Source organism: Amycolatopsis sp. NPDC051061, from assembly GCF_040682935.1.
Taxonomy (GTDB): Bacteria; Actinomycetota; Actinomycetes; order Mycobacteriales; family Pseudonocardiaceae; genus Amycolatopsis.
In genome coordinates this window covers 1-23,556 of the sequence record NZ_JBFBBZ010000038.1, presented here as the reverse complement: position 1 = coordinate 23,556, position 23,556 = coordinate 1, and the positions used below count along the sequence as shown (strand labels likewise).

The window sequence follows — 23,556 nt, the reverse complement described above, 5'->3', positions numbered from 1 at the left end:
GCCCGACCTCCGGCGTGACCGCGCCGGCCGGGCGCGAAATCTTTCGAGTGATCATGACTGCTCCTCAGACGAGCGGTTCGCCGCCGTCGACGCCGAGCGAGACACCGGTCAGGAAGGTGCTGCCCAGCGCGAAGACGACGGCTTCGGCGATTTCTTCGGGACGTCCGACGCGCCGCGCCGGGCTGGTGGCCACGCGGGACGCGAACAGCGCGGCCTTCTTCTCTTCCCCGAGCGCGTCGTAGGCGCCGGTGTCGATCGTGCCGGGCGAGACCGCGTTCACCCGGAGCGGCGCGAGCTCCACCGCGAGTCCCCGGGTCAGCGCGTCCACCGCGGCGTTCGTCGCGCCGACGGCGAGCATGCCGGCGGCGGGCTTGCGCGCCGACGATCCCGAGAAGAAGACGAACGAACCGTCCTCGGGCATGCGTGGCGCGAAGTGCTTGGCCAGCAGCAGCGGGCCGAGCACCTTGACGTCGAAGGACCGGAGCACGACGTCGTGGGCGAGCTCGCCCACCGCGCCGCGCGCCCGGGCCGACGCCGTCGACACGACGTGGTCGACCCGGCCGAGCCGCTCGGCCAGCGCGGCGACGGAGGCTTCGTCGGTCAGGTCGACGGCGGCCGCGGTGACGTCCGGGTCGTCGTACGCCGTGGCCAGTGCCTCTTCGTCGCGCCCGGCGACCACGACCGTGGCCCCGGCCGCCCGGGCGGCGAGCGTCACCGCCCGGGCGATGCCGCTGCCGCGGCCGACGACGAGCACGCGGCGATCCTTGAGCGAAGTCATCTCAGTTCCCTTTCGAAGTGAGCAGCTCGTCGGGGTCCAGGCCCCGGTCGAGGCCGTGCGGGGTGACGGTCTGGCCGGGTTCGAGGGCCAGCTCGGCGCCGTCGAGGGTGACGTCGACGACGTCCGGCTCGAACGACACGAACCCGGACACCCGCTCGACCTCGGGCCACGCCTCCGGGTACGACCAGGCGGCGCGCTTGCCCGAACCGATGTCGAAGTAGCCGGCCAGCCCCTTGTACGGGCAGAAGGTCTCGCCTTCGACCGGCGTCAGCGCGTTCAGGTCGATGTCCTCGCGCGGCACGTACCAGCGCGGCGCGAAGCCCGACTCGTAGAGCACGACCGGGCGCCGGGACTCGGCGACGACGCGGTCGCCGTCACGCACGACGAGGTGGCGCGAGGTCTGGCGGAGGTCGATGCGGTGGTACGGGTCGGCCGCGTGGCCGACGATCCGCTCGTCTTCCTCGTAGAACGCGTCCATCGCCCGCCAGGCGAAGGCGACGCGGTCGCGCAGGACGTCCGCGTGGCCCGGGAGGCCGGTGTAGCGCCAGGCCGCGCGCGGGGCCTGCTGGTCCGCCGCGCGGACGGTGAACCACTCGGTCGGCCCGAGCTCGCGGTGCTTCGTCGTCCGGTTCTCGGCGACGAGCGCGTCTTCGCGGACGTCGGCGAGCGGGAAGTACGCCACCGGGTAGCGGCCGGGCTCGTGCAGCAGGACGACGTCCTCGCTGTCGGCCACCCACCCCCCGCCGAACCGCACGCGCATCCGCCGCCGCAGCGGCTCGGCGAACAGCATCCGCTCGGGCAGCGGCTGCTCGACCAGGAAGTGCCCCACCGCCCGCGTCGCCAGTGGTCCCTGCTGCCAGGCCAGTCCCATGACATCCTCCTAACCTTTTTAACTTTGTTTGATGGTTAGACATGCAACCACCGGTAGGGTAACCTGTCAAGGGTGAGTTTGGAGGTTAGACAGATGACCGATGAGATGCTGCTCCTGGATCTGCTGAACACCACCCCGGTGCGCGACGGGACGCCCGAGGACGACCTCGCCGAGGCGCCGGCGGCCCGGGCGTGGCTGGCCGCCCACGGCCGGCCGGCCACCGGCGACGAGCACCGCGCGCTGCTCGAGGCGCGGTCCGTGCTGCAGGCGATCGTCCGCGGCGAGGACGCGCCCGCCGCCGCCGCGCGGTTCGTCGACGACGTGACCTACCGCGCCTCCTTCGGCGACGACGGCGTCGAGTGGGTCCTCGACGTCCCGGCCGGCCGGTCCGCCGCCGCGCGGGCCGTGCTCGCCTGGGACGCGCTCGCCAAGTCGAGCCCCGGCCGGCTGCGCCCGTGCGCCAACCCGGAGTGCCGGCTGTTCCTGATCGACCACAGCAAGCCCAACAGCGCCCGCTGGTGTTCGATGGCCGTGTGCGGCAACCGCATGAAGGCCCGGCGGCACTACCAGCGCACCCGGACCGCGGCGGACTGAAGGAGACGTCACCATGGCTCGCTTGGTGTCACTGAACGTCGGGATGCCGAAGGACGTGCCCTGGCAGGGGCGGACCGTCCACACGGGAATCTTCAAGTACCCCGTCGAAGGCAGGCTGCTGGTCCGCCGGCTCAACGTCGACGGCGACGGCCAGGGCGACCTGGGCGGGCACGGCGGCGAGAATCGCGCGGTGCTCGTGTACCAGCGCCAGTCCTACGAGCACTGGCGGCGGTTCCTCGGCCGAGACGACCTCGAGGACGGCCAGTTCGGCGAGAACTTCACCGTCGACGGGCTGCCCGACGACGAAGTGCACGTCGGCGACCGCTACCGGATCGGCGAGGCCGAGTTCGAGGTCACCCAGCCGCGCGTCACGTGCTTCCGCGTCGGGATGCGCCTGGGCGAGCCGCGGATGCCGTCGCTGCTGGTCGCGCACCACCGGCCCGGCTTCTACCTGCGCGTCGTCACCGAAGGCCACGTCGAGGCCGGCGACGAGATCGTCCGCACCCGGACCGGCCGCCACGAGCTGAGCGTCGCGGACATCGACGCCCTCCTCTACCTGCCGGGCCGCGACGAGGGCACCCTCCGCAAGGCCGTCGACATCCCCGCGCTCAGCCCCGGCTGGCAGTCGTCGTTCCGGGACCTGCTGGCTTCGGCGCCCGCTCCCGCACCGACGGCGTGGAGCGGCTTCCGGCCGCTGCGCGTCGCCCGGGTGGTGCCCGAGAGCACGACCGTGTCCTCGATCCACCTGGCCGCCGACGACGGCGCGCCGCTCCCCCGGCCCGAGCCCGGCCAGTACCTCACGCTGCGCGTCCCCGGCGCCGGCGACCCCGCACCGGTCCGCAGCTATTCGCTGTCGGCGGCGCCGTCGGACCACGAGTACCGCATCAGCGTCAAGCGCGACGGCGTGGTCAGCAGCTACCTGCACACGCGGCTGGCGGTGGGCGCCCTGGTGGACGTCGCGGCTCCCCGCGGCGACTTCGTCCTGGCCGGCGACGAGCGTCCCGTGGTGCTGGTGTCCGCGGGCATCGGCGTGACGCCGGTGCTGGCGATGCTGCACGCGCTCGCCGCTCGCCGGACCGCGCGGGAAGTCTGGTGGCTGCACACCACGCGGACCGCCGCGGAGCACGCGTTCGCGGCGGAGGCGCACCGGCTGCTGGCGAGCCTTCCCCACGGCCGCGAACACGTCTACTACACGTCGGAAACCGGCCGGCTGACGCGCGATATTTTGTCCACTTTGGACCTTCCCGTCGACGCCAGCGCGTACCTCTGCGGCCCGGACGCGTTCATGACGGCGATGCAGGAATCCTTGATGTCGCTCGGCTTCGAGGCTTCGCGCGTCCACAGTGAACTGTTCGGCGGCGTGTCCGCGATCAACCCGGGGCTGACCGGCGTCGTCCGGAAGACTCCGCACCTCCCGGCGGGGGTGGCGGGAACCGGTCCGGCGGTGACGTTCGCGCGCAGCGGGCTCACGGTGCCGTGGAGCGAGGAGTACCCGAGCCTCCTCGAGTTCGCCGAGGCGTGCGACGTGCCGACGCGCTGGTCGTGCCGGACCGGGGTCTGCCACACGTGCGTGACGCCGGTGCTCTCGGGCCGCGTGGACTACGACCCCGACCCGCTCGAGCCGCCGGCGGCGGGCGAGGCGCTCGTGTGCTGCGCCCGGCCCCGGGAGGACGTCGTCCTCGACCTCTGAAGTCGGCCGTCAGAGGAGCAGGCTGGCGAGGAAGCCCAGCAGCAGGCACGCGGCGCAGATCTTGGCGATCGAAATCGGCGTGAAGAGGAGTTTCATGATTTACCTCGGATCCGATGTGAAGGGGCCGACAGTGACGACGTAGGTGGCGTGATCGGCGTATTCGTTGGCGCCGATCGCGTTGCTGTAGCCGACGATGGCTTCGCCGACGCACTGGCAGGGAATCTCGAAGCGGCGGTTGATCGCCCCGGTGAAGTTCAGGATCACCAGGTACTGCCCGGCTCCGGCCGACCGCACCGAAACGGTGACCGGTTCCCGCGAGTAGATCGAGAACCCTTGGGCGGGACCGGTGAAGGGGCCGTCCGAAGGCGTGGCGAACGTACGGTCGCTGAACAAGTGGTGATCGGACGAGGCCGTCAGCTCGCCCGGCCCGGACAGCCGGGCGTTCAGGGTGAAGTTCCCGGGGAACCGGCCGCAGAATCCGACGATACCGTCGGGCTGGTTCGAGACGACGGTGAGCCGGTAGGTCCCATCTCCCTGCAACGAAGTGAACAACCGATCGAGATCGGCACAAGTGCCCATGGCGTTTCCCCATCCGGATTCGTGAAGCTTTCGATTTCCCTTACATCCAGCGTGGACAGCTTGCCACCGGCCCCGCACGGGTCTCGAAGAACCGAACGATCCGCGACGCGGGGATAACCTGGACGGACGCCGGTGCGCGTTCGCCGGCGCCCTGGATCGGGGTGGAGGCGGAAATGGTTCAGGCTGATCCCGATGACCGCGTCCGGCGCCGGCTGCGCACCCTGCAGCGCGCGGTCGGCGGTCCGAGCGACGCTGTCCTGGCGCGGCGCGGCGGGTTGTCCGCGGCCACGTTCTCCGAGGTGATGTCGGGGAAGCGGAGCCCGCGCGAGGAGTTCGTCGCCAAGGTGGTCGCCGGGTGCGTCGTGTCCGCCCGGGTGAACGGCCAGGCCCCGATGGACGTGCGGCGGGTCCTGCACGCGTTGCGGCTGCCGGGGCACACCGCGGCCGACAGCGGGCTCCTGGAGCGCGACGACGAATTGGACCGCTGCTCGGCGGTCTTGGAGGCGGTGCGGGACCGGGTCGGCGCGACGGTGCTGATCGAGGGGCCGGCCGGGATCGGCAAGTCGCACCTCGTGGCCCAGGTGTGCACGGAGGCCGCGGTGCGCGGGATCGTGCCGCTGGCCGTGCGCGGCAACCAGCGGGACCAGACGATGGCGTTCGGCGCGGCCCGCACCTTGCTGGCCCGCTGGGTCGCCGGGCGCGGCGAGCGGGAACGGCGTGCGCTGTTCGCCGGGGCGGCCGATTTCGCGCGCGTGCCGCTCGGGGTGCCCCAGGCCCGTCACCGCAGCGCGGATTCGATGATCGGCCTGACCGAGGCGTTGTACTGGCTGGTGGTGAACGCGACGTCCCTCCTCGGCGCCGGCGGTGAGGAAGAAGGCCTCCTGCTCGCGGTCGACGACGCGCACTGGCTCGACGAGGAGTCGTTGCGGTGGCTGGAGTTCCTCGGCGACCGGCTCACCGGGCTGCCCGTCGTGCTGCTGCTGGCGCACCGGCCGCACGAGCGGGCCGCGCTCGCGCGCATCGCGGTGCGGGCCACGGAAGTCGTGCGGCCGCGGCCGCTCGGCCTGGCGGCGGTGCGGACGCTGGTCCACCGCGGCCCGCTCTCGGTCCGGGCGCGGGGCGACGCACCCGACGACCGGTTCTGCGCGGCGCTGCTCGACCGCAGTGGCGGCAACCCGTTCTATCTGCGGTGGATGCTCGACATGGCGAGGGAACGCGACCTGAAGCCGACGGCCTCCGACGCGGAGCTGGTCGGCTCGCTCACTCCGCGACACGTCGTGGGCTACCTGTCCGAACGGCTCGCCCACCTCGGCCCGGCGGCGCAGCAGTTGGCCCACGCCATCGCGGTCCTGGGCCCGGGACACCCGCTCGGGGACAGCGCCCGGCTGGCCGGGCTGGCGACGGCCGACGCGAAACACCAGTACGACCGGCTCTGCGAGGGCGCGATCCTCGTCCCCGGGGCGACGGTGGAGTTCCGCCACCCGATCATCCAGAGCGCCGTCTACGACGACATCGACCCGTCCCGCCGCAGCGATCTCCACCTCGCCGCCGCCCGGCTGCTGCAGGATCAGGACGCCGCGCCCGACGCCGTCGCGGCGCACCTACTCGCCGTCCACGCCGCCGGTGACCCATGGGTGGCCGACCGGATGACCGCCGCCGCCGAGGACGCGCTCGGGTCGGGGCTCGCCGCCACGGCGGCGCGCTACTTCAAACGGGCGATCGACGAACCGCCGCCGGCGCCCCGGCAGGGCCGGGTGCGGCTCCGGCACGGCCAAGCCCTCGCCCTGGAGCAGGTGGCGGCGGCGCTGCCCGAACTGCGCGCGGCCTACCGGCTGGCATCCGACGACCTGCTGCGCACCGACGCGGCCGTGGCACTGGCGAAGACCCACGGTTACGCCGACCAGCTCGGCGACGGCGTGCGCCTGCTCGACGCCGCGCTCGACCGCTGCTCCGACGAGCGGCAGCGGCAACGGCTGCTCGCCGAACAGCTGCTCTGGGCCACCTGGTGGGCTGACGATCCGCTCCGCGCCGACCGGATGGCCCTGCTGGACCGGATCGCGCCCCCGCTGCCCGGCGGCACCGACGTCGAACGGCTCCTGATCGCGCTGCACGCGTGGAGCCTCGTCCTGCGCGGCCGGCCGCGCGCCGAGGCGTTCGCGGCGGTCGAGCGGGTCGTCCGGGCCGGGGTGGTCTTCGCCGACGTGGACCAGGGCATGGAGGTCGCCACCGTGTCCGGCTTCGTGCACCTCTACTCCGGCGCCGCGGACACCTCCCACGCGCTGTTCGACCAGGCGGTCGACGAGTTCGAGCGCAACGGCCGGCGGGGCACGCACCTCGCGTTCGCCTACGCCAACCGCGGGCACTCGGCGCTGCGGCTCGGCCGGCTCCACGACGCCGTCGCCGACACGGACATCGCCCTGCGCCTGGCCATCCGCAGCGGTACCGGGACGCCCGCCGAGTGGTTCGCCACCGGCACGCTCGTGGAAACCCTGTTGGCGCGCGGGGAAACCGCCTCGGCGGCGGCGATTTGCGCGGACCGGGGTTATCGCGACCGCCGGCCGGACGCGGTCGTCATGCCCGTGCCCGAGGCGGTGGCGGGAGAGCTGCTCCTCGCGCAGGGCGACCACGGCCGGGCCGCCGTCGCCCTGCGCGAGGCGGGCCGCCGGCTCGACGCCGCCCCCATGGTCAACCCCGCGGTGTGCGGGTGGCGCTTCGCCCTGGCCGAGGCGTTGCGGCACTCGGCTCCGGAGAAGGCGCACGAGGTGGCCGCCGAAGCGGTGCGGCTGGCCGACGAGTTCGCCGACCCCGCCACTCGTGGCCACGCGCTCCGGACGCTCGCGGCGGTCGACGCGGACAGCTTGGCGCTGCTGGAGGAATCCGCCCGCGTGCTGCGGGATGCGCCGAACCGCTGGGAGTACGTGCGCACTCTCGCGCGGCTCGGTGCGGCCTTCGTCCGGTCCGGGCGCACCGAAGACGCTCGGCGCACGTTCACCGAGGCCGTCGCGCTGGCCGACGCGTGCGGCGCGCTCGCCCTGCGGAAGGACCTCGAGGGGCAGCTCGGCGACCTGGGCGTCACCGCCGGCCGGCCGCCGCGGGTCAACGCCCTGTCACCGCGCTCGCGGCGGGTCGCGGAGCTTGCCGCCGACGGGCACTCCGAAGCCGAGATCGCGCACAAGACCGTGCTGGACCTCGACACCGTCCGCAAGCTCGAACTCGGCGTCCACGAGCTTCTCGGCACCGATTCGCGGGCCGGGCTCCGCCGCGTCTTGAACCGCTGAACCGGTCAGCGCAGATCCAGCCGCATCAGCCAGCGGACCCGGCGGTCGGCCCGCGCCTCGGTGGGCCGGATCCGCTCGAAGCCCGCCGCTTCGAACAGCGTCGTCGTGCCGACGTGCGCCGCGCTCGAAGTGATGCGGGCGCCGTCGGTGTCGACCGGGTAACCCTCCACCGCCGGGGCGCCGTGTGAGCGCGCGTAGTCGACCGCGCCGGCCAGCAGCGCCGCGGACACCCCTTTTCGCCGGTGCGACGAGCGCACCACGAAGCAGACGACGCTCCACACCGGCAGGTCGTCGAGCGGCGGCATGGTCCGCGACCGCTTCAGCCGTTCCATGCTCGACCGCGGCGAGACGCCACACCACCCGACCGGTGTGTCCCCGTCGTAGGCGAGCACGCCCGGCGCGGGCTCGTCCGCGCAGAGCCCGCGGACCCGCGACGCCCGCTCTTCACCGCGCAACGCGCTGTACTCGGCCGAGGTGATCCGGTACGCGAGACACCAGCAGGCGCGCTCGTTGCCGCTGGGGTTGAGGATCGCGGCGACGTCCTCGAAGCGCGAAGCAGGACTGATCGAGAGCATGGGATCACCGTAGAATCGGATTCCCGACAATGCCATGGCGGCTAGGGGGCGCACGTGGATCAGCTCGTCGGCTCCGGCCGCTACCCGGGGATGACCCAGCTGCACCAGGCCGTGCCGCTGGTCGAGCGGCAGCACGCCCTGATCGAGGAGATGCGCGCGCGGGCGCCCCGGTTCGTCACGGGCCGGGTCCTGGCCGAGCGCACCGGGACGACCGTGCGGACCGTCGAGCGCGACGTCACGCGCCTGCGCGCGGCGGGCGTCCCGGTCGAGGTCAAGCGCGGCGCCGGCGGCGGCTACCGGCTCACCATGCCGGCCGTCGTGCCGCCGGTGAGCTTCAGCCCGGGCGAGGTCGCCGCGCTCGTCGCGTCCCTCGTCGCGCTCGGCCCGTACACCTCCGCCACGGCCTGCAGCGCGCTGGGCAAGCTCCTCACCGCCTTCCGCTAGCCGACTTGTCGACTCCGGTCACAGCCGCGCGCGCCGGGCCGTCAGGAGGACATGAGAACCCTCGCGACGGCCACCACCGCGGCGTTCGCCGGAGGCGCGCTGCTGAGCCAGACCGTGCTCGTCCCGTCCTGGCGGGCCGCGCCGCCGCCGACGTTCCTGGCCCGGTTCGCCACCGAAGGGCCCGTCACCGGCCTGACGGTGTTCCCGTTCGAGCTGGCTTCCCTGGTCCTGCTGGGCATCATCACTTATAGGGCCGCGAAGCACCTGCGCCCGGTCCGGCTCTGGGCTTCGGCGACCTTGTGCCTGGCCGGGACCTTCGCGCTGCTGGTCTACTTCGTCCCGGCCAATTCGGCGATGCTCGACCCCGCGTTCCCGCCCCGCGACGTCGCTTCCGCACTGGCGACGTGGAACCTGGTGAACTGGCTCCGCACCGGCCTGGCTCTCGCCGGCGCCGTACTGGCCGTCACGGCCCGGCTCACGCGACTCGTCGCGCGGCCGCCTTGCCCTTGGTGACGGCGTCTTCGAACGCCTTGGCCCGGGACGCCTCGGCCTTCGGGACCAGCCCGGCCATGGCCGGGTGCAGGTGGGCCCGGGTGAGCTCGGGGACGATGAAGTCGACCTCCATGCCCAGGGTGCCGCCGAGGACGGCCGTCAGGTAGTTCCGCACGTAGTCGGTGCCCTCGCGCGGCGTGCCGGGTTCGTAAGAGCCGCCGCGGCTCGCGACGACGTAGACCGGGGTGCCCGCGACCGACGACCCGGGACCGGCGCTGCGGCCCGCGATGATGACGTGGTCCAGCCACGCCTTCAGGGTCGAGGGCACCGTGAGGTTGTACATCGGGGCGGCGATGAGCACGACGTCGGCGTTCTCCAGCTCTTCGAGCAGCTCGACGCGCCGCGCGAAGGGCGGCGGCCTGCTCGGCGGTGTGCGTGGCCGGATCGGCGAACCCGGCGGCGGCGCCGGCCGGCCCGAGGTGGGGCACCGGCTCGGCGACGAGGTCGCGGTACACGACGCGGCCGTCCGGATGCTGTTCCGCCCACGCGGCGCGGAAGGCGGCGGCGACCGGGCGCGACGCGGAGACGGGCTCCGGCCAGACGGACGTGTCCACGTGCAGCAAAGTGGCCATGACGAACTCCAGACTTGGTGACGGGAAAGGAAAACCGGTCAGGCTTCGACGAACGTGACCGTCTCGCCGAGCGGCGCCCGGCCGATGCGGGAGCGGTCCGCCGCGGTGTCTTCGAAGCCGATCGACATGCCGCAGAAGAGAAGCAGCCGCTCCGGCGGCGCCACGATCTCCGCGACGGTCCGGTGGAACTTCGCCCACGCCATCTGCGGGCAGCTGTGCAGCCCTTCGGCACGCAGGAGCAGCATGACGGTCTGCAGGTACATGCCGGCGTCGGACCACTGGGGGCGGCACAGGCCGCGGTCCAGGTAGCAGAACAACGCGGCGGGCGCGCCGAAGCAGTCCCAGTTCGCGGAAGCGGCCCGTTGACGCGCCTCCACGTCTTCGCGGGGGATGCCGAGCGAGCCGTAGCGTTGCTCACCGAAAGCGGCCCGGCGTTCGCGGTACGGGGACTCCAGGGCGGCCGGGTACATCTCGTACTCCGGCTCGTCCCAGGGATCGCCCGCGGCCAGGCGCTCGCCCGTGCGCTTCTTGAGTTCGGCCAGCGGCGCGCCGGTCAGCACGTAGGCGTGCCACGGCTGGAGGTTCGAGCCGGACGGCGCCCAGGCCGCCGCGGACAGCACGCGCTCCAGCACCTCCTCCGGGACCGGCCGGTCGCCGAACGCCCGCACCGCCCGCCGGCCCGTGACCGCCTCGTAGACGTCCATCATCGGGATCACCTCACCCAGTTCGTTACGAATGAGAAAGTATCATTCGATACGTTCTTCGGCCACACGAATGTCGGCGAGGTCTCACAGCAGAGGGACGCCCCGCTTACGCGTCTTCGGGGTACGCGAGCCGGGTCAGCAGATCGGTCAGCTGGGCGGTCTCCCCGGCGTCGAGGTCGGCGATCAGCCGTTCGGCCACCGGCACCGCCTCGACGTGGGCCGCGTCGAAGAGCTCGGCGCCGCGGGGCGTGATCTCCACGGCCCGCACCCGCCGGTCACCCGGCACGGACTTGCGCACGGCCAGCCCCAGCCGCTCGAGGTCGTCGACGACCCGCATGATCCCGGCCTTGTCGGAGCCGGCGGCGTCCGCCAGGTCCCGCTGCATGGTGGGCCCGCGGTCGGCCAGCACGATCAGCACGGCGAAGTGCCGCAACTCGATGCCGAGCGGCCGGAGCGCCTCGGTCATCACCGCGGCCGCGCGCCAGTGCGCCCGGCGCAGCAGCAGGCCGAGCGCGAACGGCGAGACGTCCCCCGGACGGTCGGTCGCCCGGGAGGCGCCGGCCCGGCGGGGAACGTCTGCCACCGGCTCACCGTATCGCCTGAAACGGTATCGCCCGAATCGGCTACCGGCCGGCCCCTGCGCACCGGGCGTCCGACGGCCCCGGGTGCCGGACGGGCACGACGCGCGTCAACGCCACCGGAACCGGCGGACCGGATCCGGCGAGCACCGTCGTATAGACCGTTATACGAGTCAGCTGGACGAGCGGCGCCGTCTCACAGCTCGACGCCGCTACGAGGACGACGTCGGAAGTAGCGTCTTCGCTTCAGGTTCGCTGCCCCGCAGGGCAGCCGGCGCCTCCGATGCAGTGGGCGTAGAGCAGTCCGGCGGCGCCCACCACGGCCAGCCGTCCTGGAATCGTCCTCATGCGGACCGTGTTCCTCGGAATGTGAACCGCCCCCTCGCCCATTCACACCAGTTGGTGAACTCGGCCGCGATCGTAAACTGACGTGACCGACACGGTCAACTGAGGTGGACCGGTGGCCGAGAACCGGCCTCACCGCAGCTGGTGGCGCGGTAGGCTCCGGACATGCCGGAGGAGATCGCCGCGGGGACACTGGCGGCGAAGCTGAACCACCTGTTCGGCGTCGTGCGCCCCGCCGACGGCGACGAGTACACCTTCGACGAGGTCGCCGAGTCGATCCGGACCCAGGGCGGCCCGACCATTTCCGCGACCTACCTGTGGCAGCTGCGCAAAGGCCTGCGCGACAACCCGACCAAACGGCACCTCGAAGCGCTGGCGGGGTTCTTCGGCGTGCCTCCCGCGTACTTCTTCGACGACGCGGAAGCCGAGCGCATCGACGCCGAGCTGACGCTGCTCAGCGCGTTCCGCGACGCCCCGGTCCGCCAGATCGCGCTCCGCGCGCGGGGGTTGTCGGCGAAGAGCCTGGAAGCGATCAGCGACATGGTCGACCGGGTCCGCGAGCTCGAGGGCCTGCCCGAACCGGCGAGCGACGCCGAACGATGAGCTCCCGCGGGCGGCGGCAGCTGCGTCACCGGTTCGCCGCGGTGCTGCGGGACCTGGACCTGCCGGCCTCCTTCGACGTGCCGACGCTGTGCGCGGCGCTGGGCGAGCGGCGGGGCCGGCCGATCCGGCTGCTGCCGCTGCCGGGGCTGTCCGAGGTGTGCGGGCTGTGGATCGCCACCGAAACGACCGACCTGATCGCCTACGAACGCCACACGAGCGCGCCGCACCAGGACCACATCGTGCTGCACGAGATCGGCCACCTGCTGTGCGACCACTACCCGGCGTCCCTCACCCCGGCCGAGCAGATGCGGCTGCTGCTGCCGAGCTTGGATCCGGCGATGGTCCGGCGGGTACTGGGGCGCGCAGGGTATTCGAGCGTGGAGGAGCGGGAGGCGGAGTTCTTCGCGTCGATGCTGGGGCAGCACACGGGATCGGCCCACCGAGGCGACTCGGTCGCGGACCGGCTGCGCTCGGCTTTGGAAGACGGCGGCGACCGTGGGTGAAGTGAGCAGCCGCTTGTCCCCGGCCTCACCGGCGAGCGGAGGCGACCGTGGGTGAGATCCTCCGCCGCTACGGTCCCGCAGCGCTCGCCTGGATCCTCCTGCTGGTCCTGCGCCCCGGCCCCGCCCCCGGCCGCCGGCTCGTGCGGTTCTGCGTGCTGGGCCTCGCCGTCTCCCAGACCGCGCTCACCCCGGCCGTCCGCGACCTCACCCGCACCGTCCACGCGCCCAGCGTCGAACTGCTCGTCGCCCACCTCGCCATGGTCGGCGCGGTCTGGGCCGGCGCCCAGCTCCTCCTCCGCCTGCACGGACTCCGAACGAGCGCGCGCCGCCACACGGCCTGGGCCGTCGCCGGCGGCGCCGCGATGGTCATCACCTTCACCCTCGCCCCCGACGTGCTGCCGCAATCGCCGTTCGTCATGGAGTACTGCATCGCCTACGCCGTGGCACTCCTGCCCGAGTTCGCGGTCATCGCGCGGCTGTGCCTGCAGGACGCGCGCAGGGCGCCGGACCGGATCCTGCGCGCCGGCCTCGGCCTGGTCGTCGCCGGGGTCGTCGCCGCGGCCGCCTACATGGTGATCCGGACCGTCATCGCGATCTCCGCCCGCGCACCGTTCGACTTCGAGTACGGCAAAGTTTTCCTGCTGAGCAAGGCCCTCCCCACGAGCGCGCACCTGCTCGTGCTCGTCGGCGTCGGCGTGCCCGCGGCGGCCGGGTGGCTGCGCCGCCACCGGCAGTACCGCCGGCTCGGCCCGCTCTGGCTGGCGCTCTACCGCGCCGAGCCCGCGATCGCGCTGGAACCGCCGCGCGCCACCGTGTTCCCGACGCGGCTGCAGCTCTACCGGCGCGTCATCGAGATCCGCGACGGCCTGCTCGTCATCCGCCCGTACCGCAGCGGGTCCGGCGCCGGCGAACAGCAGGAGGCCACCGAAATCCTGGCCGCCCTGCGCGCTCGCGAAGACGGCCTGCCCCCGCTTTCGCCCGAGACGACCGTCCAAGGTGGACAGGATTTCGGCAGCGACACCGAATACCTCTGCCGCGTCGCCGACGCCTTCCGGGAGATCAGCCGCAAACCGACGGCGGACGTGTCCTGATCACGCCACCGGCGGCGTGCCGTGCGTGTGGAACGACTCGATCGTCTTCAGCCCCCACGCCTGCCCCTTGGCCCGCTCGGCCTCGGTCCAGGTGACCGGCTCCCAGTCCGGCGCGAAGATCAGCCGCCCGGTGGGGTTGCACAGCTCGATGCGGTTGCCGCCGGGCTCGTAGAGGTAGAGGAAGAACGTCTGCTGGATCGCGTGCTTGTGCGGCCCGGTCTCGATGTGGACGTCGTTGTCGAGCGCGATGTCGGCCGCCCGCAGGACGTCCTCGCGCGTGTCGGTCGCGAACGCGATGTGGTGCAGGCGCCCGTTCGACTTCGTCCAGTCGGTGGTGTAGACGATGTCGTAGGACTTCTGCGCGAAATGCGTCCACTGCCCCGAAATCACGCCGCTGTCGAGCTGGATCTGCTCGGTGACCCGGCCGCCCAGCGCGTCGCAGATGAACCGGCCGTTGACCTCGGCCTCCCGGGCCAGGTAGTTGACGTGGTCGAGGCGCCGGACGCCGACCCCGCGCCCCGGGTAGGCCTGCGCCTGGTTCTTCAGCGCCGGCCGCAGGTGCTCCGGCGGCCGGTAGCGCTCGGTCTCCCAGTAGACCTCGAGTTCGTGGCCGTCCGGGTCGCGGAACAGGTACGTGGGGCCGATCCCGGTGTCGCCGTCGACCCAGCCGACGCCGAGCCCGCGTTCTTCCAGGGCGACCACGCGCCGCTTGAGCGCCTCTTCGCTGGACGCGCGCACCGCCGTCCGGCCGACCCCGGACGTCTTCGCCGCGGTCAGCTTCAGGCTGTGGTGCTCGTAGTCGTCCCAGGTGCGCAGGTAGACGGAGTCGCCTTCGGTGCCGTTCTCGGTCAGCCCGAGCACGCGGACGAAGAAGTCCAGGCTCTTTTCCGGCTCCGGGGTGAACAGCTCGACGTGACCGAGGTGCGCGATTTCGTGGCGGGGCGAGGGCTGGGGCATCGAGGTCTCCTCAGGGGCGGGGGAAGACGGTGCCGTCGAACAGCTTCCGCGCGGTGCGGATCACCGTCGACCGGCGAACACGGGATCCGTCGAACTCGATCGCCACCGCGAGCTTGCCGCTCGGGTGCTCGATCTCGACGGGCTCGCCTTCGGCAGGGGATTCGAGCAGCTCGCGGCCGACGGCGCCGTCGAGCAGCAACGCCGTGACGACGCTGACGCCGCCGAGGACGCCGATCGACGGGTGCGGCTTGACCGGGATGAACGTCCGCGTGCAGATCGCGCCGCCGTCGCGGGGCGCGGCGACGAGCGTGGTCTTGGGGACCGAGCTGCCGCTGACGTCGCCGAGGCCCATCAGCTTCCCGGCTTCGACGCGCAGGGCGTCGATCCGCTCGCCGAGGGCGGAGTCGGCGCCCAGTTCTTCGGCGGACTCGTACCCGGTGATGCCGAGGTCTTCGGCACGCGCGACGACGACCGGCATCCCGTTGTCCACACAGGACACTTCGATGCCGCCGACGTTGTCGCGGACGTGGCCGGTGGGCAGGAGGCTGCCGCAGACGGACCCTTCGGTCTCGGTGAAGTCGAGCTCGACCGGAGCGGCGGTGCCGGGCACCCCGGAGATGGCCGTGTCACCGCTGTAGTCGACTTCGCCGCCCGGGGTGGCGAAGGTCGAGACGGCGATGGTGCCGGTGTTGACCAGCCGCGCGCGCACGGTGGTGCGGTGTTCGCCGGCGGGCACGAGTCCCCGCTCGACGGCGAACTGGCCGACGCCGGCCAGGAGGTTGCCGCAGGTCTGGCGGTCGGAGACGGTGGGCTCTTCGACACCGAGCTGCAGGAACAGGTAGTCGATGTCGTGCCCGGGCTCGGTCGCCTTCGCGACGATCGCGACCTTGCTGGTGACGGGCTGGGCTCCGCCGACGCCGTCGATCTGGCGCGGGTCGGGGGTGCCCATGATGCGCATCAGGAGGTCGTCGCGGGTCCCGGGGTCGGCGGGAAGGTCGTCGGCGAGGAAGTAAGCGCCCTTGGAGGTGCCCCCGCGCAGGAGCATGCAGCGCACGCCGGTCATGCCTGCTCCTTCTCGTACTCCTCGGCGGTGAGGTAGCGGACGCCGAGGGCTTCGAGCTTCTCGCGCAGGCCGTAGCGGTCGAGGCCGAGCTGGCCCTGGGCGAACGCTTCCCGCGCGGCGGCTTCCTTTTCCAGCCGCGCCTGCGAGGCTTCGAGTCCGGTTCGGACATCCTCGCGGCGGACGCGCATGACGCCGTCGTCGTCGGCGAGGATGGCGTCCCCCGGGCGGATGACCTGGCCGCCGATGACGACGGGCACGTTGACGGCACCGGCGGTCGCCTTGACGGTGCCTTGCGCGCTCACGGCGGCCGACCAGACGGGGAAGCCGAGGGCGCGCAGGTCGGTGACGTCGCGAACGCCGGTGTTGATGACCAGGCCCTTGACGCCGCGGTGGCGCAGCGCGGTGGCGAAGAGTTCCCCGAAGAGCCCGTCGCGGCAGGGCGAGGTGGTGGTGACGACGAGGACGTCGCCTTCGCGGCACTGCTCGACGGCGGCGTGGATCATGAGGTTGTCCCCGGGCCAGCAGAGCGCGGTGACGGCGGTGCCGCCGATGCGCGCGCCGTCCTGGATCGGGCGCAGGTCCGGACCGAGCAGCCCGGAGCGGCCGAGAGCCTCGTGAACGGTGGCAACCCCGTAGTCGGCCAGGCGCGCGACCTGCTCGAGGTCGGCACGCGGCGGATCGGTGACGATGACGGGCTTCATACGGCTTACGGTACGGTTCGGTTGACGAAATTGTCAACAATTTTGGTGAGCAGATGGAGTGAGGGTTGAGTGCCGGGGCTGGGCGATGTCATGAACGACTCGTTCATGTCGTCGGACGCGATGAACGGGTCGTTCATGACGTCGCGGCCGGCTCGAAGCGGCGGCGGCCGGCCGGCCCTCGGCGGCGGTGGATCCCGCGCGTCGCGAATGACTCATTCGCGGCGCCAGAGGTCCCGAATGAGTCATTCGCGACCCCACCCGCACTGGGCGGCCGTTCCCCACTCGCTCCGCGGCGCCGACCACCTCGAGTCGGCAGGCTCATGGGCGCAGGTGCGAGACCTCCGCGGCATCGGCACCCCCGACCGCCGGCAAGTCACGGGCGCAGGTGCGAGACCTCCGCGGCATCAGCCGCCTTGAGGGCCTCGATCACGCTCCCCAAATGCGCCCGCGCCGCCTCCGCCGCCCGCTCCGCATGGTGTGCGCAGATCGCGTCGATGATCGCCAGATGCTCCGGCAGCGACACCTGCGGCCGGCCCGGCCGCATCGCCAGCCGGAACTGGTGGCGCACGCTCTGCCCGCGCAGCCTCTCCAGCACCTGCGCCGCCGTGCGCTGGCCGCTGATCTCGCGGACCCGGCGGTGCAGCCGCTGGTTGAGGCCCGAATACCCGACCACGTCCCCGCCGGCGACGGCCTGCTGCATCAGCTCGCCGAGCTCCTTCAACTCGCCCACTTCCGCGTCGGAAACGCGCTCCGCCGCCTTCGCCGCGCACAGCGACTCCAGCATCATGCGGACTTCGGAAATCTCGATGGCCTCTTCCAGCGACACCGCGCGCACCCGGGCTCCCCGGTTCTGCACGCGCTCGACGAGCCCCTCGTTGGTCAGCTCGATCAGCGCCGCGCGCACCGTGGCGCGGCTCGCGGCGAACTGGCCGGAGAGATCCGCCTCCACCAGCCTCTGGTTGGGCACGAACTCGCCGCGGACGATCGCGTCGCGGATGGCCGCCACCACGGAACGCTCCCCCGGCTGCTCGTCCGCAGCACTCTCCGTCATACCCCGGCTCCATCTTTTGAACGAACGCTGTTTGTTGACAATTTTGTCGAGAACATCGTGTACTCGATCGTAGCTTGTAGAGAGGATTTTGCTATGACCGGAACCATCGCGGTACTGGGACTCGGCGAAGCGGGCCGCGCGCTCGCCCTCGACCTGGTCGCGGCCGGAGCCGTCGTGCGCGGCTACGACCCGGCCGTTCCCGGCCCCGAGGGCGTGGTCGCGACCGGCTCCGAGGCCGAAGCCGCCGAAGGCGCCGATCTGGTGCTCAGCGTGAACAGCGCGTCCGCGGCCGTCGACGCGCTCGAAGCCGGCCTGGCCGGCCTGAAGAACGGCGCGGCCTGGGCCGACCTGAACACCGCTTCCCCCGGCACCAAGCGCAAGCTGGCCGGCATTGCCGCCGAGCACGGCGTGCCGTTCGCCGACATCGCGATCATGGCGCCGGTGCCGGGCCGCGGCCTGCGCGTCCCGATGCTCGCCACCGGCGTCGCCGCCGAGATTGTCGCCAATAATCTGAACACGCTCGGCGCCGCGGTCGAGGTCATGACCGGCGAGGCCGGGCTCGCCGCCGAGCGCAAGCTGCTGCGCAGCGTGTTCTTCAAAGGCATGTCGGCCGCCGTGGTCGAAGCACTGACGGCCGCGCGCGCCGCGGGCTGCGAGGACTGGCTCCGGAAGATCATCGTCGACGAGCTCACCGCGGCGAGCGCCGCCACCGTGGACCGGCTCGTCGAGGGCTCGGTCAAGCATGCCGTCCGCCGCACGTCCGAGATGGCGGCGGCCGCGGAGATGCTCGGCGAGCTGGACGTCCGCGCCGACGTCGCCGCCGCCGCTCGTGACCAACTTGCACACATAGCTGATACACAGGATTGTCAACAATTTTGACGCAACTCTTGTGTCCAATATCTCAGCAGATGTAGCTTCGGACTCCTTCGCCACCCCGGACGAAAGGGACGAGGATGTCCACACGAGAACTCGGCGGCATGACCGCCGCCACGGTCCGGCTCTCCATCCGGGTCACCGCGTTGTGCTGGATCCTCGTACTGCTGGACGGGCTGGACCTGTTCGTCTACGGGGCGACGCTGCCGGGTGTGCTGACCGACAAGAGCTTCGGCCTGACCCCGGTCAGCGGCGGGAACATCGGCAGCCTGACGACGTTCGGGATGATGCTCGGCGCGCTCAGCGCCGGCATCCTCACCGACCGCATCGGCCGCCGGAAGATCATCATCACCGGCGTCGTCGTCTTCTCCCTGGCCGCGGGCGCCTGCGCCGCGGCTCCCACGGTGGAGTTCTTCGGCGCGGCGCGGTTCGTCGCCGGGATCGGCCTCGGCGGCCTGCTGCCGTCGGCGATCGCAATGGTCATGGAGTACGCGCCGGCGTGGCGGAAGAACCTCGCCGTCACCACCGTGATGACCGCTCACCAGGCCGGCGGCGCGCTGGCCGGCGCGCTCGGGATGACGCTCGTCCAGTCGATGGGCTGGCGCTCGGTGTACTGGATCGGCGCGCTGCTGCTCGTGGTGGTGCTGCCGGCGGTCGTCTTCCTGCTGCCGGAGTCGATGACGTTCCTGCTGGCCAAGGGCAAGACCGAGCGGGCGCGGGCGATCGCGGACAAGTACGCGGTCTCCCTCGGCACGTTCGCCCCGGAACCGGCCGAAGACCGCCGCGGCGGGCTGCGCGGCCTCTTCACGCCGTCGGTGCGGATGACGACGGTGCTGTTCTGGATCGCCTCGTTCGCCGGGCTGCTGCTGGTCTACGGCGTGAACACCTGGCTGCCGACGATGATGCGCGGCAGCGGCTACAACCTCGGCTCCGCGATCAGCTTCCTGCTGGTGATCAACCTGGGCGGGATCGCGGGCATGCTCGTCGCCGGCCGGCTCGCGGACCGGTTCGGGGCCCGGCCGGTCGCGATCATCTGGTTCGCCCTGACCGCGTGCGGGGTCGGCCTGCTGGCGGTGCACATGCCCCTGGTCGTGACGTACGTCGTCGTGTTCCTCACCGGCGCATGGCTGTTCAGCGCGCAGACGCTCATCTACGCGGCGGTCGGCGCCTACTACCCCGCCGCCAGCCGGGCCACCGCGCTCGGCTGGGTGTCCGGCGTGGGCCGGACGGGCGCGGTGTTCGGGCCGTGGCTGGGCGGCATCCTGGTCGCGGGCGGACTGAACTCGCTCGGCTTCGTGGTGTTCGCGATCGCCGGCCTGCTCGGCGCGGTGATGGTGGCCCTCGTCCGGCGCAACGGCGCCATCACGACGGAGACCGGGCCGGCCGAACGGACTTCGGTCCGGGGTTCGCAGAACGCCTGAGAGCTCGCGGCCCGGAGAGCGGCCGGACGCCCGGGGTCCGCGAACCGCCGACCCCGAGCGCACCGCCGGCCGCCTGGTCCGGGCCCGAAAACCGGCTCACGCACCACCCCCACTGCCCTGCTCCGGTCCACGGAGCAGGGCAGCGCCACGTCCATCACAAACCGGCCTCGACCGGGTCAATCTCGTCGTAGATATTGTCAACAATTTCATCGACGATTAGTGTGCGAGTATCAAGCATGCGGAGCGACGAGGAACTACCTTGATCATCGACTGCCACGGCCACTACACCACCGCGCCCCCCGCCCTCGCGGCGTGGCGCGACCAGCAGATCGCGTCGCTGGACGATCCCGGCGTCGCGCCCTCCCGCGCCGACCTGCGCATCAGCGACGACGAGCTGCGCGAGACCGTCGAGCCGAACCAGCTTCGCCTGATGGACGAACGCGGCATCGACCTCACCATCTTCTCGCCGCGCGCCTCGTTCATGGCCCACCACGTCGGCGGATTCGAAACCTCCGCCGAGTGGGCCGCGATCTGCAACGAGCTCTGCCACCGCGTCAGCACGCTCTACCCGGAACGCTTCGCCCCGGCCGCGATGCTCCCGCAGTCGCCGGGCGTCGACCCGGCAACCTGCCTCCCGGAGCTGACCCGCTGCGTCGAGGAATACGGCGCCGTCGCGCTGAACCTCAACCCCGATCCCAGCGGCGGACACTGGACCGCCCCGCCGCTCACCGACCGGTCGTGGTACCCGATCTACGAAAAGATGGTCGAGTACGACATCCCGGCGATGGTGCACGTCAGCACGAGCGTCAACCCCGCGTTCCACACCACCGGCGCGCACTACCTCAACGCCGACACCACCGCGTTCATGCAGCTCGTCCAGGGCGACCTGTTCACCGACTTCCCCACCCTCCGGCTGGTCATCCCCCACGGCGGCGGCGCGGTCCCCTACCACTGGGGCCGGTTCCGCGGCCTGGCGATGGCGCTGGGCAAGCCGGAGCTGGAAGAGCACGTGCTGGGCAACGTCTTCTTCGACACCTGCGTTTACCACCAGCCGGGTTCGGACCTGCTCTTCGACGTCATCCCGGCGCGCAACATCCTGTTCGCGTCCGAGATGATCGGCGCCGTCCGCAGCGTCGACCCGCGGACCGGCCACCACTTCGACGACACCCGCCGGTACGCCGAAGCCGCGAAACTGTCCGAAGAGGACTGGACCGCGATCCGGGAGCACAACGCCCGCACCGTCTACCCCCGCATGGACGCCCTCCTGAAGGGACAGGGCCGGTGATCGCCCGCGCCCCCAAGACGCCCGGCTGGCTGGACTGGTACGCGAATCCGTCCACACCGGACTTCCAGCTGCCGTACGGCACCGTGGACGCCCACTGCCACGTCTTCGGCCCGCAAAAGGACTTCCCGTTCGCACCGGAGCGCAAGTACACGCCCTGCGACGCGAGCAAGGAGCAGCTCTTCGCGTTGCGGGACCACCTGGGCGTCGCACGCAACGTCATCGTGCAGGCGACCTGCCACGGCGCGGACAACTCCGCCATGCTCGACGCCGTCCGAACCTCCGAAGGCCGGGCTCGCGGCATCGCGACCGTCCGCCCGGACATCGGCGACGCGGAGCTGCGCGAACTCGCCGCCGCCGGTGTGCGCGGCGTGCGGTTCAACTTCGTGAAGCGGCTCGTCGACGCCTCGCCCAAAGAGGACCTGAGCACGATCGCCAAGAAGATCGCCCCGCTCGGCTGGCATGTCGTGCTCTACTTCGAAGCAGCCGACCTGCCCGAGCTCGAGGACTTCTTCGGCGCGCTGCCCGCGCCGCTCGTGATCGACCACATGGGACGCCCCGACGTCACGAAACCCCTGGACGGCCCGGAGTTCGAAAGGTTCCTCGGCTTCGTCGACGAGAACGACGTCCGGGTGAAGGTCAGCTGTCCCGAGCGCCTCACCGTGACGGGCCCACCGGCCCTCGACGGCGAGCGGCACGCTTACACCGACGTCATCCCGTTCGCGCGGCGCGTCGTGACGGAGTTCCCGGACCGGGTGCTCTGGGGTACCGACTGGCCGCACCCGAACCTGAAGGACCACATGCCCGACGACGGGCTGCTCGTCGACTACGTCCCGCGGATCGCCGAAACGGCCGAGCTGCAGCGGAAGCTCCTGGTCGACAACCCGATGCGCCTCTACTGGCCCGGCGATACCGCCTGAAACCCCTGAATCCCCCTGAAGGGCATGCAATGCAGCACGCCAACGCGTTCAACCGGCTGAACCGCCTGCCGATCTCGCGGTTCCACAAGGTCACCCTGCTCGCCGTCTCGTTCGCCTACTTCTTCGAGTTCGCGGACATCAACAGTTTCGCCACCACCGCGCCCAAGCTGATCAAGCTGTGGGGCGTGACGATCAACCAGGTCGCCTACGTGACCTCGCTGTCCTTCGTCGGCATGTTCTTCGGGTCGATCATCGCGAGCAAGCTCGCCGACCGCTGGGGCCGGAAGAACGCTCTCATGTGGACGACCGTGTGGTTCGGCGTCTTCTCCTTCGCGGCGGTGTTCTCCTGGGACATCGTGTCGCTCGGCGTGTTCCGCATCCTGACGTCGGCGGGCCTTTCGGCGATGACGGTCGTCGCGGTCATCTACGTCAGCGAGCTGTACCCGGCGGCGAGCCGCGGCAAGTACCAGGCCTACGCGATCGTGATCGGCATCTGCGGCACGCCGGTGACCAACCTGATCGCGAGCGCCGTGGTGCCGCTCAACTCCTGGTCGTGGCGGCTGGTGTACCTGTGGGGCGCGCTCGGCGTGCTGCTGGTGTTCTTCACGCGGCAGCTGAAGGAGTCGCCGCGCTGGTACGAAAGCCGGGGCGAGCACGCCAAGGCGGACGCGGTGCTGCGGGAGATCGAGGACCGCGTCGCGGCGGAGAAGGGCCCGCTGCCGGAGCCGGCGCCGCCGATCGAGGAGGCCGCGGTCGGCAAGGCGCCGCTGCGGTTGCTGCTGCAGAAGAAGTACCTGATGCCGACGTTGCTGCTGACGGTCCTGTGGGTGACGCAGACGATCGGCTTCTTCGGCTATTCGAGCTGGGCGCCGACGCTGCTGGCCAAGGAGGGCTTCAGCGTCGAGAAGTCGGTGTTCTACGTGGCGCTGACGACGGTCGGCGCGCCGCTGGGGTCGTACCTGGCGGCGCTGGTGACGGACCGCTTCGAGCGCAAGTGGTGCCTGGTCGCGTTCGGCACGGTCATCGCGCTGTGCGGCCTGTTCTACGGGCTGACGTTCAACCCGATCCTCATCGTGGTGTTCGGGTTCCTGGTGAACCTGTTCGAGCGTGGTTACACGGCCCTCGGCTACGCGTACTCGCCGGAGCTGTTCGACACCCGGGGCCGGTCGTTGGGCACTGGCGTGTCCTATGGCCTCGGCCGGTTGTCCAACGCGGCCGGGCCGTTGATCGTGGCCGGGTTGTACAACGGGAGCGGGTACCGGAGCGTGTTCTTCTTCATCGCGGGGACGTGGCTGGTCGGTGCGCTGGTGCTGGCGGCGTTCGGCCCGCGGACACGGGCGGCGCGGCTGCGGGAGACAGCCCCGGAAGCGAAGCCGGCCGGAGTCTGAGCAAAGCTCATGAACGACTCGTTCATGTCGCCGGATGGCATGAACGACCAAGGCCGGGTAGTTAGGGCGGTGGGTGTGGCGTCAACCCCCATGACATAAGGCAACGGAGCTTCCGCTAGAACATCGTCGACCAAGATCAACGT

At 71.6% G+C, this 23,556-nt stretch carries 24 protein-coding genes and 1 pseudogene; 13 read left to right on the top strand and 12 right to left on the bottom strand.

All coding sequences use genetic code 11. The features are described 5' to 3' along the window. Nucleotides 1–64: 64 nt before the first annotated feature. Both AB0N03_RS37880 and AB0N03_RS37875 read right to left on the bottom strand, forming a co-directional pair. On the bottom strand, nucleotides 65–778 hold the full coding sequence (locus tag AB0N03_RS37880; protein ID WP_364382521.1) for an SDR family oxidoreductase: 714 nt from the start codon (nucleotides 776–778) through the stop codon (nucleotides 65–67). Between the two features lies 1 nt (nucleotide 779). Beyond that, nucleotides 780–1,649, bottom strand: a complete 870-nt coding sequence (locus AB0N03_RS37875; RefSeq protein WP_364382518.1) for a DUF427 domain-containing protein — start codon at nucleotides 1,647–1,649, stop codon at nucleotides 780–782. A 93-nt stretch (nucleotides 1,650–1,742) separates the two neighbouring features. On the opposite strand from AB0N03_RS37875, the gene AB0N03_RS37870 reads away from it, so the two are divergent. Continuing rightward, nucleotides 1,743–2,243, top strand: coding sequence for a CGNR zinc finger domain-containing protein (locus tag AB0N03_RS37870; RefSeq protein ID WP_364382515.1), 501 nt, complete (start codon nucleotides 1,743–1,745; stop codon nucleotides 2,241–2,243). 13 nt (nucleotides 2,244–2,256) lie between these two features. Then, entirely contained in the window at nucleotides 2,257–3,933 is a 1,677-nt protein-coding gene (locus tag AB0N03_RS37865) for an MOSC and FAD-binding oxidoreductase domain-containing protein (protein WP_364382512.1), read from the top strand. Between the two features lie 99 nt (nucleotides 3,934–4,032). On the opposite strand, the gene AB0N03_RS37860 is transcribed toward AB0N03_RS37865, so the two are convergent. Then, nucleotides 4,033–4,512: a hypothetical protein gene (locus tag AB0N03_RS37860; protein WP_364382510.1), complete on the bottom strand. Its 480-nt coding sequence runs from the start codon at nucleotides 4,510–4,512 to the stop codon at nucleotides 4,033–4,035. Between the two features lie 173 nt (nucleotides 4,513–4,685). Here AB0N03_RS37860 and AB0N03_RS37855 point away from each other — a divergent pair, with 173 nt between their 5' ends. Next, a complete protein-coding gene (locus AB0N03_RS37855; RefSeq protein ID WP_364382507.1) occupies nucleotides 4,686–7,790 on the top strand; it encodes an AAA family ATPase in 3,105 nt (1,034 codons plus the stop codon). Between the two features lie 5 nt (nucleotides 7,791–7,795). On the opposite strand, the gene AB0N03_RS37850 is transcribed toward AB0N03_RS37855, so the two are convergent. Then, nucleotides 7,796–8,365: a GNAT family N-acetyltransferase gene (locus AB0N03_RS37850; protein WP_364382504.1), complete on the bottom strand. Its 570-nt coding sequence runs from the start codon at nucleotides 8,363–8,365 to the stop codon at nucleotides 7,796–7,798. Nucleotides 8,366–8,419: 54 nt separating this feature from the next. On the opposite strand from AB0N03_RS37850, the gene AB0N03_RS37845 reads away from it, so the two are divergent. Continuing rightward, nucleotides 8,420–8,809 carry an HTH domain-containing protein gene (locus AB0N03_RS37845; protein ID WP_364382501.1) on the top strand — a complete coding sequence of 130 codons (390 nt, stop codon included), beginning with the start codon at nucleotides 8,420–8,422 and terminating at the stop codon, nucleotides 8,807–8,809. 51 nt (nucleotides 8,810–8,860) lie between these two features. Continuing rightward, nucleotides 8,861–9,322: a hypothetical protein gene (locus AB0N03_RS37840; RefSeq protein WP_364382498.1), complete on the top strand. Its 462-nt coding sequence runs from the start codon at nucleotides 8,861–8,863 to the stop codon at nucleotides 9,320–9,322. On the opposite strand, the gene AB0N03_RS37835 is transcribed toward AB0N03_RS37840, so the two are convergent. The 4 genes and pseudogenes from AB0N03_RS37835 to AB0N03_RS37820 form a co-directional block, all read right to left on the bottom strand. Beyond that, the gene (locus tag AB0N03_RS37835; RefSeq protein ID WP_364382719.1) at nucleotides 9,285–9,680 is read right to left on the bottom strand and encodes an NAD(P)H-dependent oxidoreductase; all 396 of its coding nucleotides are present in this window, start codon (nucleotides 9,678–9,680) and stop codon (nucleotides 9,285–9,287) included. The two genes, AB0N03_RS37840 and AB0N03_RS37835, sit on opposite strands and share 38 nt — an antisense overlap. Before the next feature lie 142 nt (nucleotides 9,681–9,822). After that, a pseudogene (locus tag AB0N03_RS37830) lies at nucleotides 9,823–9,933 on the bottom strand (FMN-dependent NADH-azoreductase); the annotation flags it as partial. 38 nt (nucleotides 9,934–9,971) lie between these two features. Next, nucleotides 9,972–10,637, bottom strand: coding sequence for a nitroreductase (locus AB0N03_RS37825; protein ID WP_364382716.1), 666 nt, complete (start codon nucleotides 10,635–10,637; stop codon nucleotides 9,972–9,974). A gap of 106 nt (nucleotides 10,638–10,743) precedes the next feature. After that, nucleotides 10,744–11,220 (bottom strand): MarR family transcriptional regulator, encoded by a 477-nt coding sequence (locus tag AB0N03_RS37820; RefSeq protein WP_364382495.1) that lies wholly within the window; start codon nucleotides 11,218–11,220, stop codon nucleotides 10,744–10,746. A 505-nt stretch (nucleotides 11,221–11,725) separates the two neighbouring features. On the opposite strand from AB0N03_RS37820, the gene AB0N03_RS37815 reads away from it, so the two are divergent. Genes AB0N03_RS37815 through AB0N03_RS37805 form a run of 3 tightly spaced genes read left to right on the top strand, consistent with a single transcriptional unit; the run spans nucleotide 11,726 to nucleotide 13,757 of the window. After that, nucleotides 11,726–12,163: a helix-turn-helix domain-containing protein gene (locus AB0N03_RS37815; protein ID WP_285481003.1), complete on the top strand. Its 438-nt coding sequence runs from the start codon at nucleotides 11,726–11,728 to the stop codon at nucleotides 12,161–12,163. Next, nucleotides 12,160–12,666, top strand: a complete 507-nt coding sequence (locus tag AB0N03_RS37810; RefSeq protein WP_364382492.1) for a hypothetical protein — start codon at nucleotides 12,160–12,162, stop codon at nucleotides 12,664–12,666. Before AB0N03_RS37815 ends, AB0N03_RS37810 begins: the two co-directional genes overlap by 4 nt. Before the next feature lie 47 nt (nucleotides 12,667–12,713). Beyond that, nucleotides 12,714–13,757, top strand: a complete 1,044-nt coding sequence (locus AB0N03_RS37805) for an MAB_1171c family putative transporter (RefSeq protein WP_364382489.1) — start codon at nucleotides 12,714–12,716, stop codon at nucleotides 13,755–13,757. On the opposite strand, the gene AB0N03_RS37800 is transcribed toward AB0N03_RS37805, so the two are convergent. From AB0N03_RS37800 to AB0N03_RS37785, 4 genes are all read right to left on the bottom strand, one after another. Further along, entirely contained in the window at nucleotides 13,758–14,714 is a 957-nt protein-coding gene (locus AB0N03_RS37800) for a catechol 2,3-dioxygenase (RefSeq protein WP_364382486.1), read from the bottom strand. A gap of 10 nt (nucleotides 14,715–14,724) precedes the next feature. Beyond that, nucleotides 14,725–15,777, bottom strand: a complete 1,053-nt coding sequence (locus AB0N03_RS37795; protein ID WP_364382484.1) for a 4-oxalomesaconate tautomerase — start codon at nucleotides 15,775–15,777, stop codon at nucleotides 14,725–14,727. After that, entirely contained in the window at nucleotides 15,774–16,478 is a 705-nt protein-coding gene (locus AB0N03_RS37790; RefSeq protein WP_364382481.1) for a 4-carboxy-4-hydroxy-2-oxoadipate aldolase/oxaloacetate decarboxylase, read from the bottom strand. The genes AB0N03_RS37795 and AB0N03_RS37790 overlap by 4 nt, the downstream gene beginning before the upstream one ends. Nucleotides 16,479–16,851: 373 nt before the next feature. Beyond that, complete coding sequence (locus AB0N03_RS37785; protein WP_364382478.1) at nucleotides 16,852–17,529, bottom strand: GntR family transcriptional regulator; 678 nt, start codon at nucleotides 17,527–17,529, stop codon at nucleotides 16,852–16,854. A 93-nt stretch (nucleotides 17,530–17,622) separates the two neighbouring features. Between AB0N03_RS37785 and AB0N03_RS37780 the strand changes: the two genes are divergently transcribed. From AB0N03_RS37780 to AB0N03_RS37760, 5 genes are all read left to right on the top strand, one after another. Continuing rightward, a complete protein-coding gene (locus tag AB0N03_RS37780) occupies nucleotides 17,623–18,408 on the top strand; it encodes a DUF1932 domain-containing protein (RefSeq protein ID WP_364382475.1) in 786 nt (261 codons plus the stop codon). A 74-nt stretch (nucleotides 18,409–18,482) separates the two neighbouring features. Continuing rightward, the gene (locus AB0N03_RS37775) at nucleotides 18,483–19,823 is read left to right on the top strand and encodes an aromatic acid/H+ symport family MFS transporter (RefSeq protein WP_364382472.1); all 1,341 of its coding nucleotides are present in this window, start codon (nucleotides 18,483–18,485) and stop codon (nucleotides 19,821–19,823) included. 259 nt (nucleotides 19,824–20,082) lie between these two features. Then, the gene (locus AB0N03_RS37770) at nucleotides 20,083–21,108 is read left to right on the top strand and encodes an amidohydrolase family protein (RefSeq protein ID WP_364382469.1); all 1,026 of its coding nucleotides are present in this window, start codon (nucleotides 20,083–20,085) and stop codon (nucleotides 21,106–21,108) included. Next, nucleotides 21,105–22,025: an amidohydrolase family protein gene (locus AB0N03_RS37765; RefSeq protein ID WP_364382466.1), complete on the top strand. Its 921-nt coding sequence runs from the start codon at nucleotides 21,105–21,107 to the stop codon at nucleotides 22,023–22,025. The genes AB0N03_RS37770 and AB0N03_RS37765 overlap by 4 nt, the downstream gene beginning before the upstream one ends. A 29-nt stretch (nucleotides 22,026–22,054) precedes the next feature. Further along, nucleotides 22,055–23,413, top strand: coding sequence for an MFS transporter (locus tag AB0N03_RS37760; protein WP_364382463.1), 1,359 nt, complete (start codon nucleotides 22,055–22,057; stop codon nucleotides 23,411–23,413). The last annotated feature ends 143 nt before the right edge of the window (nucleotides 23,414–23,556 follow it).

Excerpts from the sequence above, each read along its gene's own strand:
- AB0N03_RS37875 (WP_364382518.1), bottom strand. The coding sequence starts at position 1,649 with ATGGGACTGGCCTGGCAGCAGGGACCACTGGCGACGCGGGCGGTGGGG.
- AB0N03_RS37880 (WP_364382521.1), bottom strand. The coding sequence starts at position 778 with ATGACTTCGCTCAAGGATCGCCGCGTGCTCGTCGTCGGCCGCGGCAGC.
- AB0N03_RS37825 (WP_364382716.1), bottom strand. The coding sequence starts at position 10,637 with ATGGACGTCTACGAGGCGGTCACGGGCCGGCGGGCGGTGCGGGCGTTC.
- AB0N03_RS37810 (WP_364382492.1), top strand. The coding sequence starts at position 12,160 with ATGAGCTCCCGCGGGCGGCGGCAGCTGCGTCACCGGTTCGCCGCGGTG.
- AB0N03_RS37865 (WP_364382512.1), top strand. The coding sequence starts at position 2,257 with ATGGCTCGCTTGGTGTCACTGAACGTCGGGATGCCGAAGGACGTGCCC.
- AB0N03_RS37785 (WP_364382478.1), bottom strand. The coding sequence starts at position 17,529 with ATGACGGAGAGTGCTGCGGACGAGCAGCCGGGGGAGCGTTCCGTGGTG.
- AB0N03_RS37790 (WP_364382481.1), bottom strand. The coding sequence starts at position 16,478 with ATGAAGCCCGTCATCGTCACCGATCCGCCGCGTGCCGACCTCGAGCAG.
- AB0N03_RS37800 (WP_364382486.1), bottom strand. The coding sequence starts at position 14,714 with ATGCCCCAGCCCTCGCCCCGCCACGAAATCGCGCACCTCGGTCACGTC.
- AB0N03_RS37855 (WP_364382507.1), top strand. The coding sequence starts at position 4,686 with ATGGTTCAGGCTGATCCCGATGACCGCGTCCGGCGCCGGCTGCGCACC.
- AB0N03_RS37780 (WP_364382475.1), top strand. The coding sequence starts at position 17,623 with ATGACCGGAACCATCGCGGTACTGGGACTCGGCGAAGCGGGCCGCGCG.
- AB0N03_RS37815 (WP_285481003.1), top strand. The coding sequence starts at position 11,726 with ATGCCGGAGGAGATCGCCGCGGGGACACTGGCGGCGAAGCTGAACCAC.
- AB0N03_RS37775 (WP_364382472.1), top strand. The coding sequence starts at position 18,483 with ATGTCCACACGAGAACTCGGCGGCATGACCGCCGCCACGGTCCGGCTC.
- AB0N03_RS37870 (WP_364382515.1), top strand. The coding sequence starts at position 1,743 with ATGACCGATGAGATGCTGCTCCTGGATCTGCTGAACACCACCCCGGTG.
- AB0N03_RS37760 (WP_364382463.1), top strand. The coding sequence starts at position 22,055 with ATGCAGCACGCCAACGCGTTCAACCGGCTGAACCGCCTGCCGATCTCG.
- AB0N03_RS37860 (WP_364382510.1), bottom strand. The coding sequence starts at position 4,512 with ATGGGCACTTGTGCCGATCTCGATCGGTTGTTCACTTCGTTGCAGGGA.
- AB0N03_RS37840 (WP_364382498.1), top strand. The coding sequence starts at position 8,861 with ATGAGAACCCTCGCGACGGCCACCACCGCGGCGTTCGCCGGAGGCGCG.
- AB0N03_RS37795 (WP_364382484.1), bottom strand. The coding sequence starts at position 15,777 with ATGACCGGCGTGCGCTGCATGCTCCTGCGCGGGGGCACCTCCAAGGGC.
- AB0N03_RS37850 (WP_364382504.1), bottom strand. The coding sequence starts at position 8,365 with ATGCTCTCGATCAGTCCTGCTTCGCGCTTCGAGGACGTCGCCGCGATC.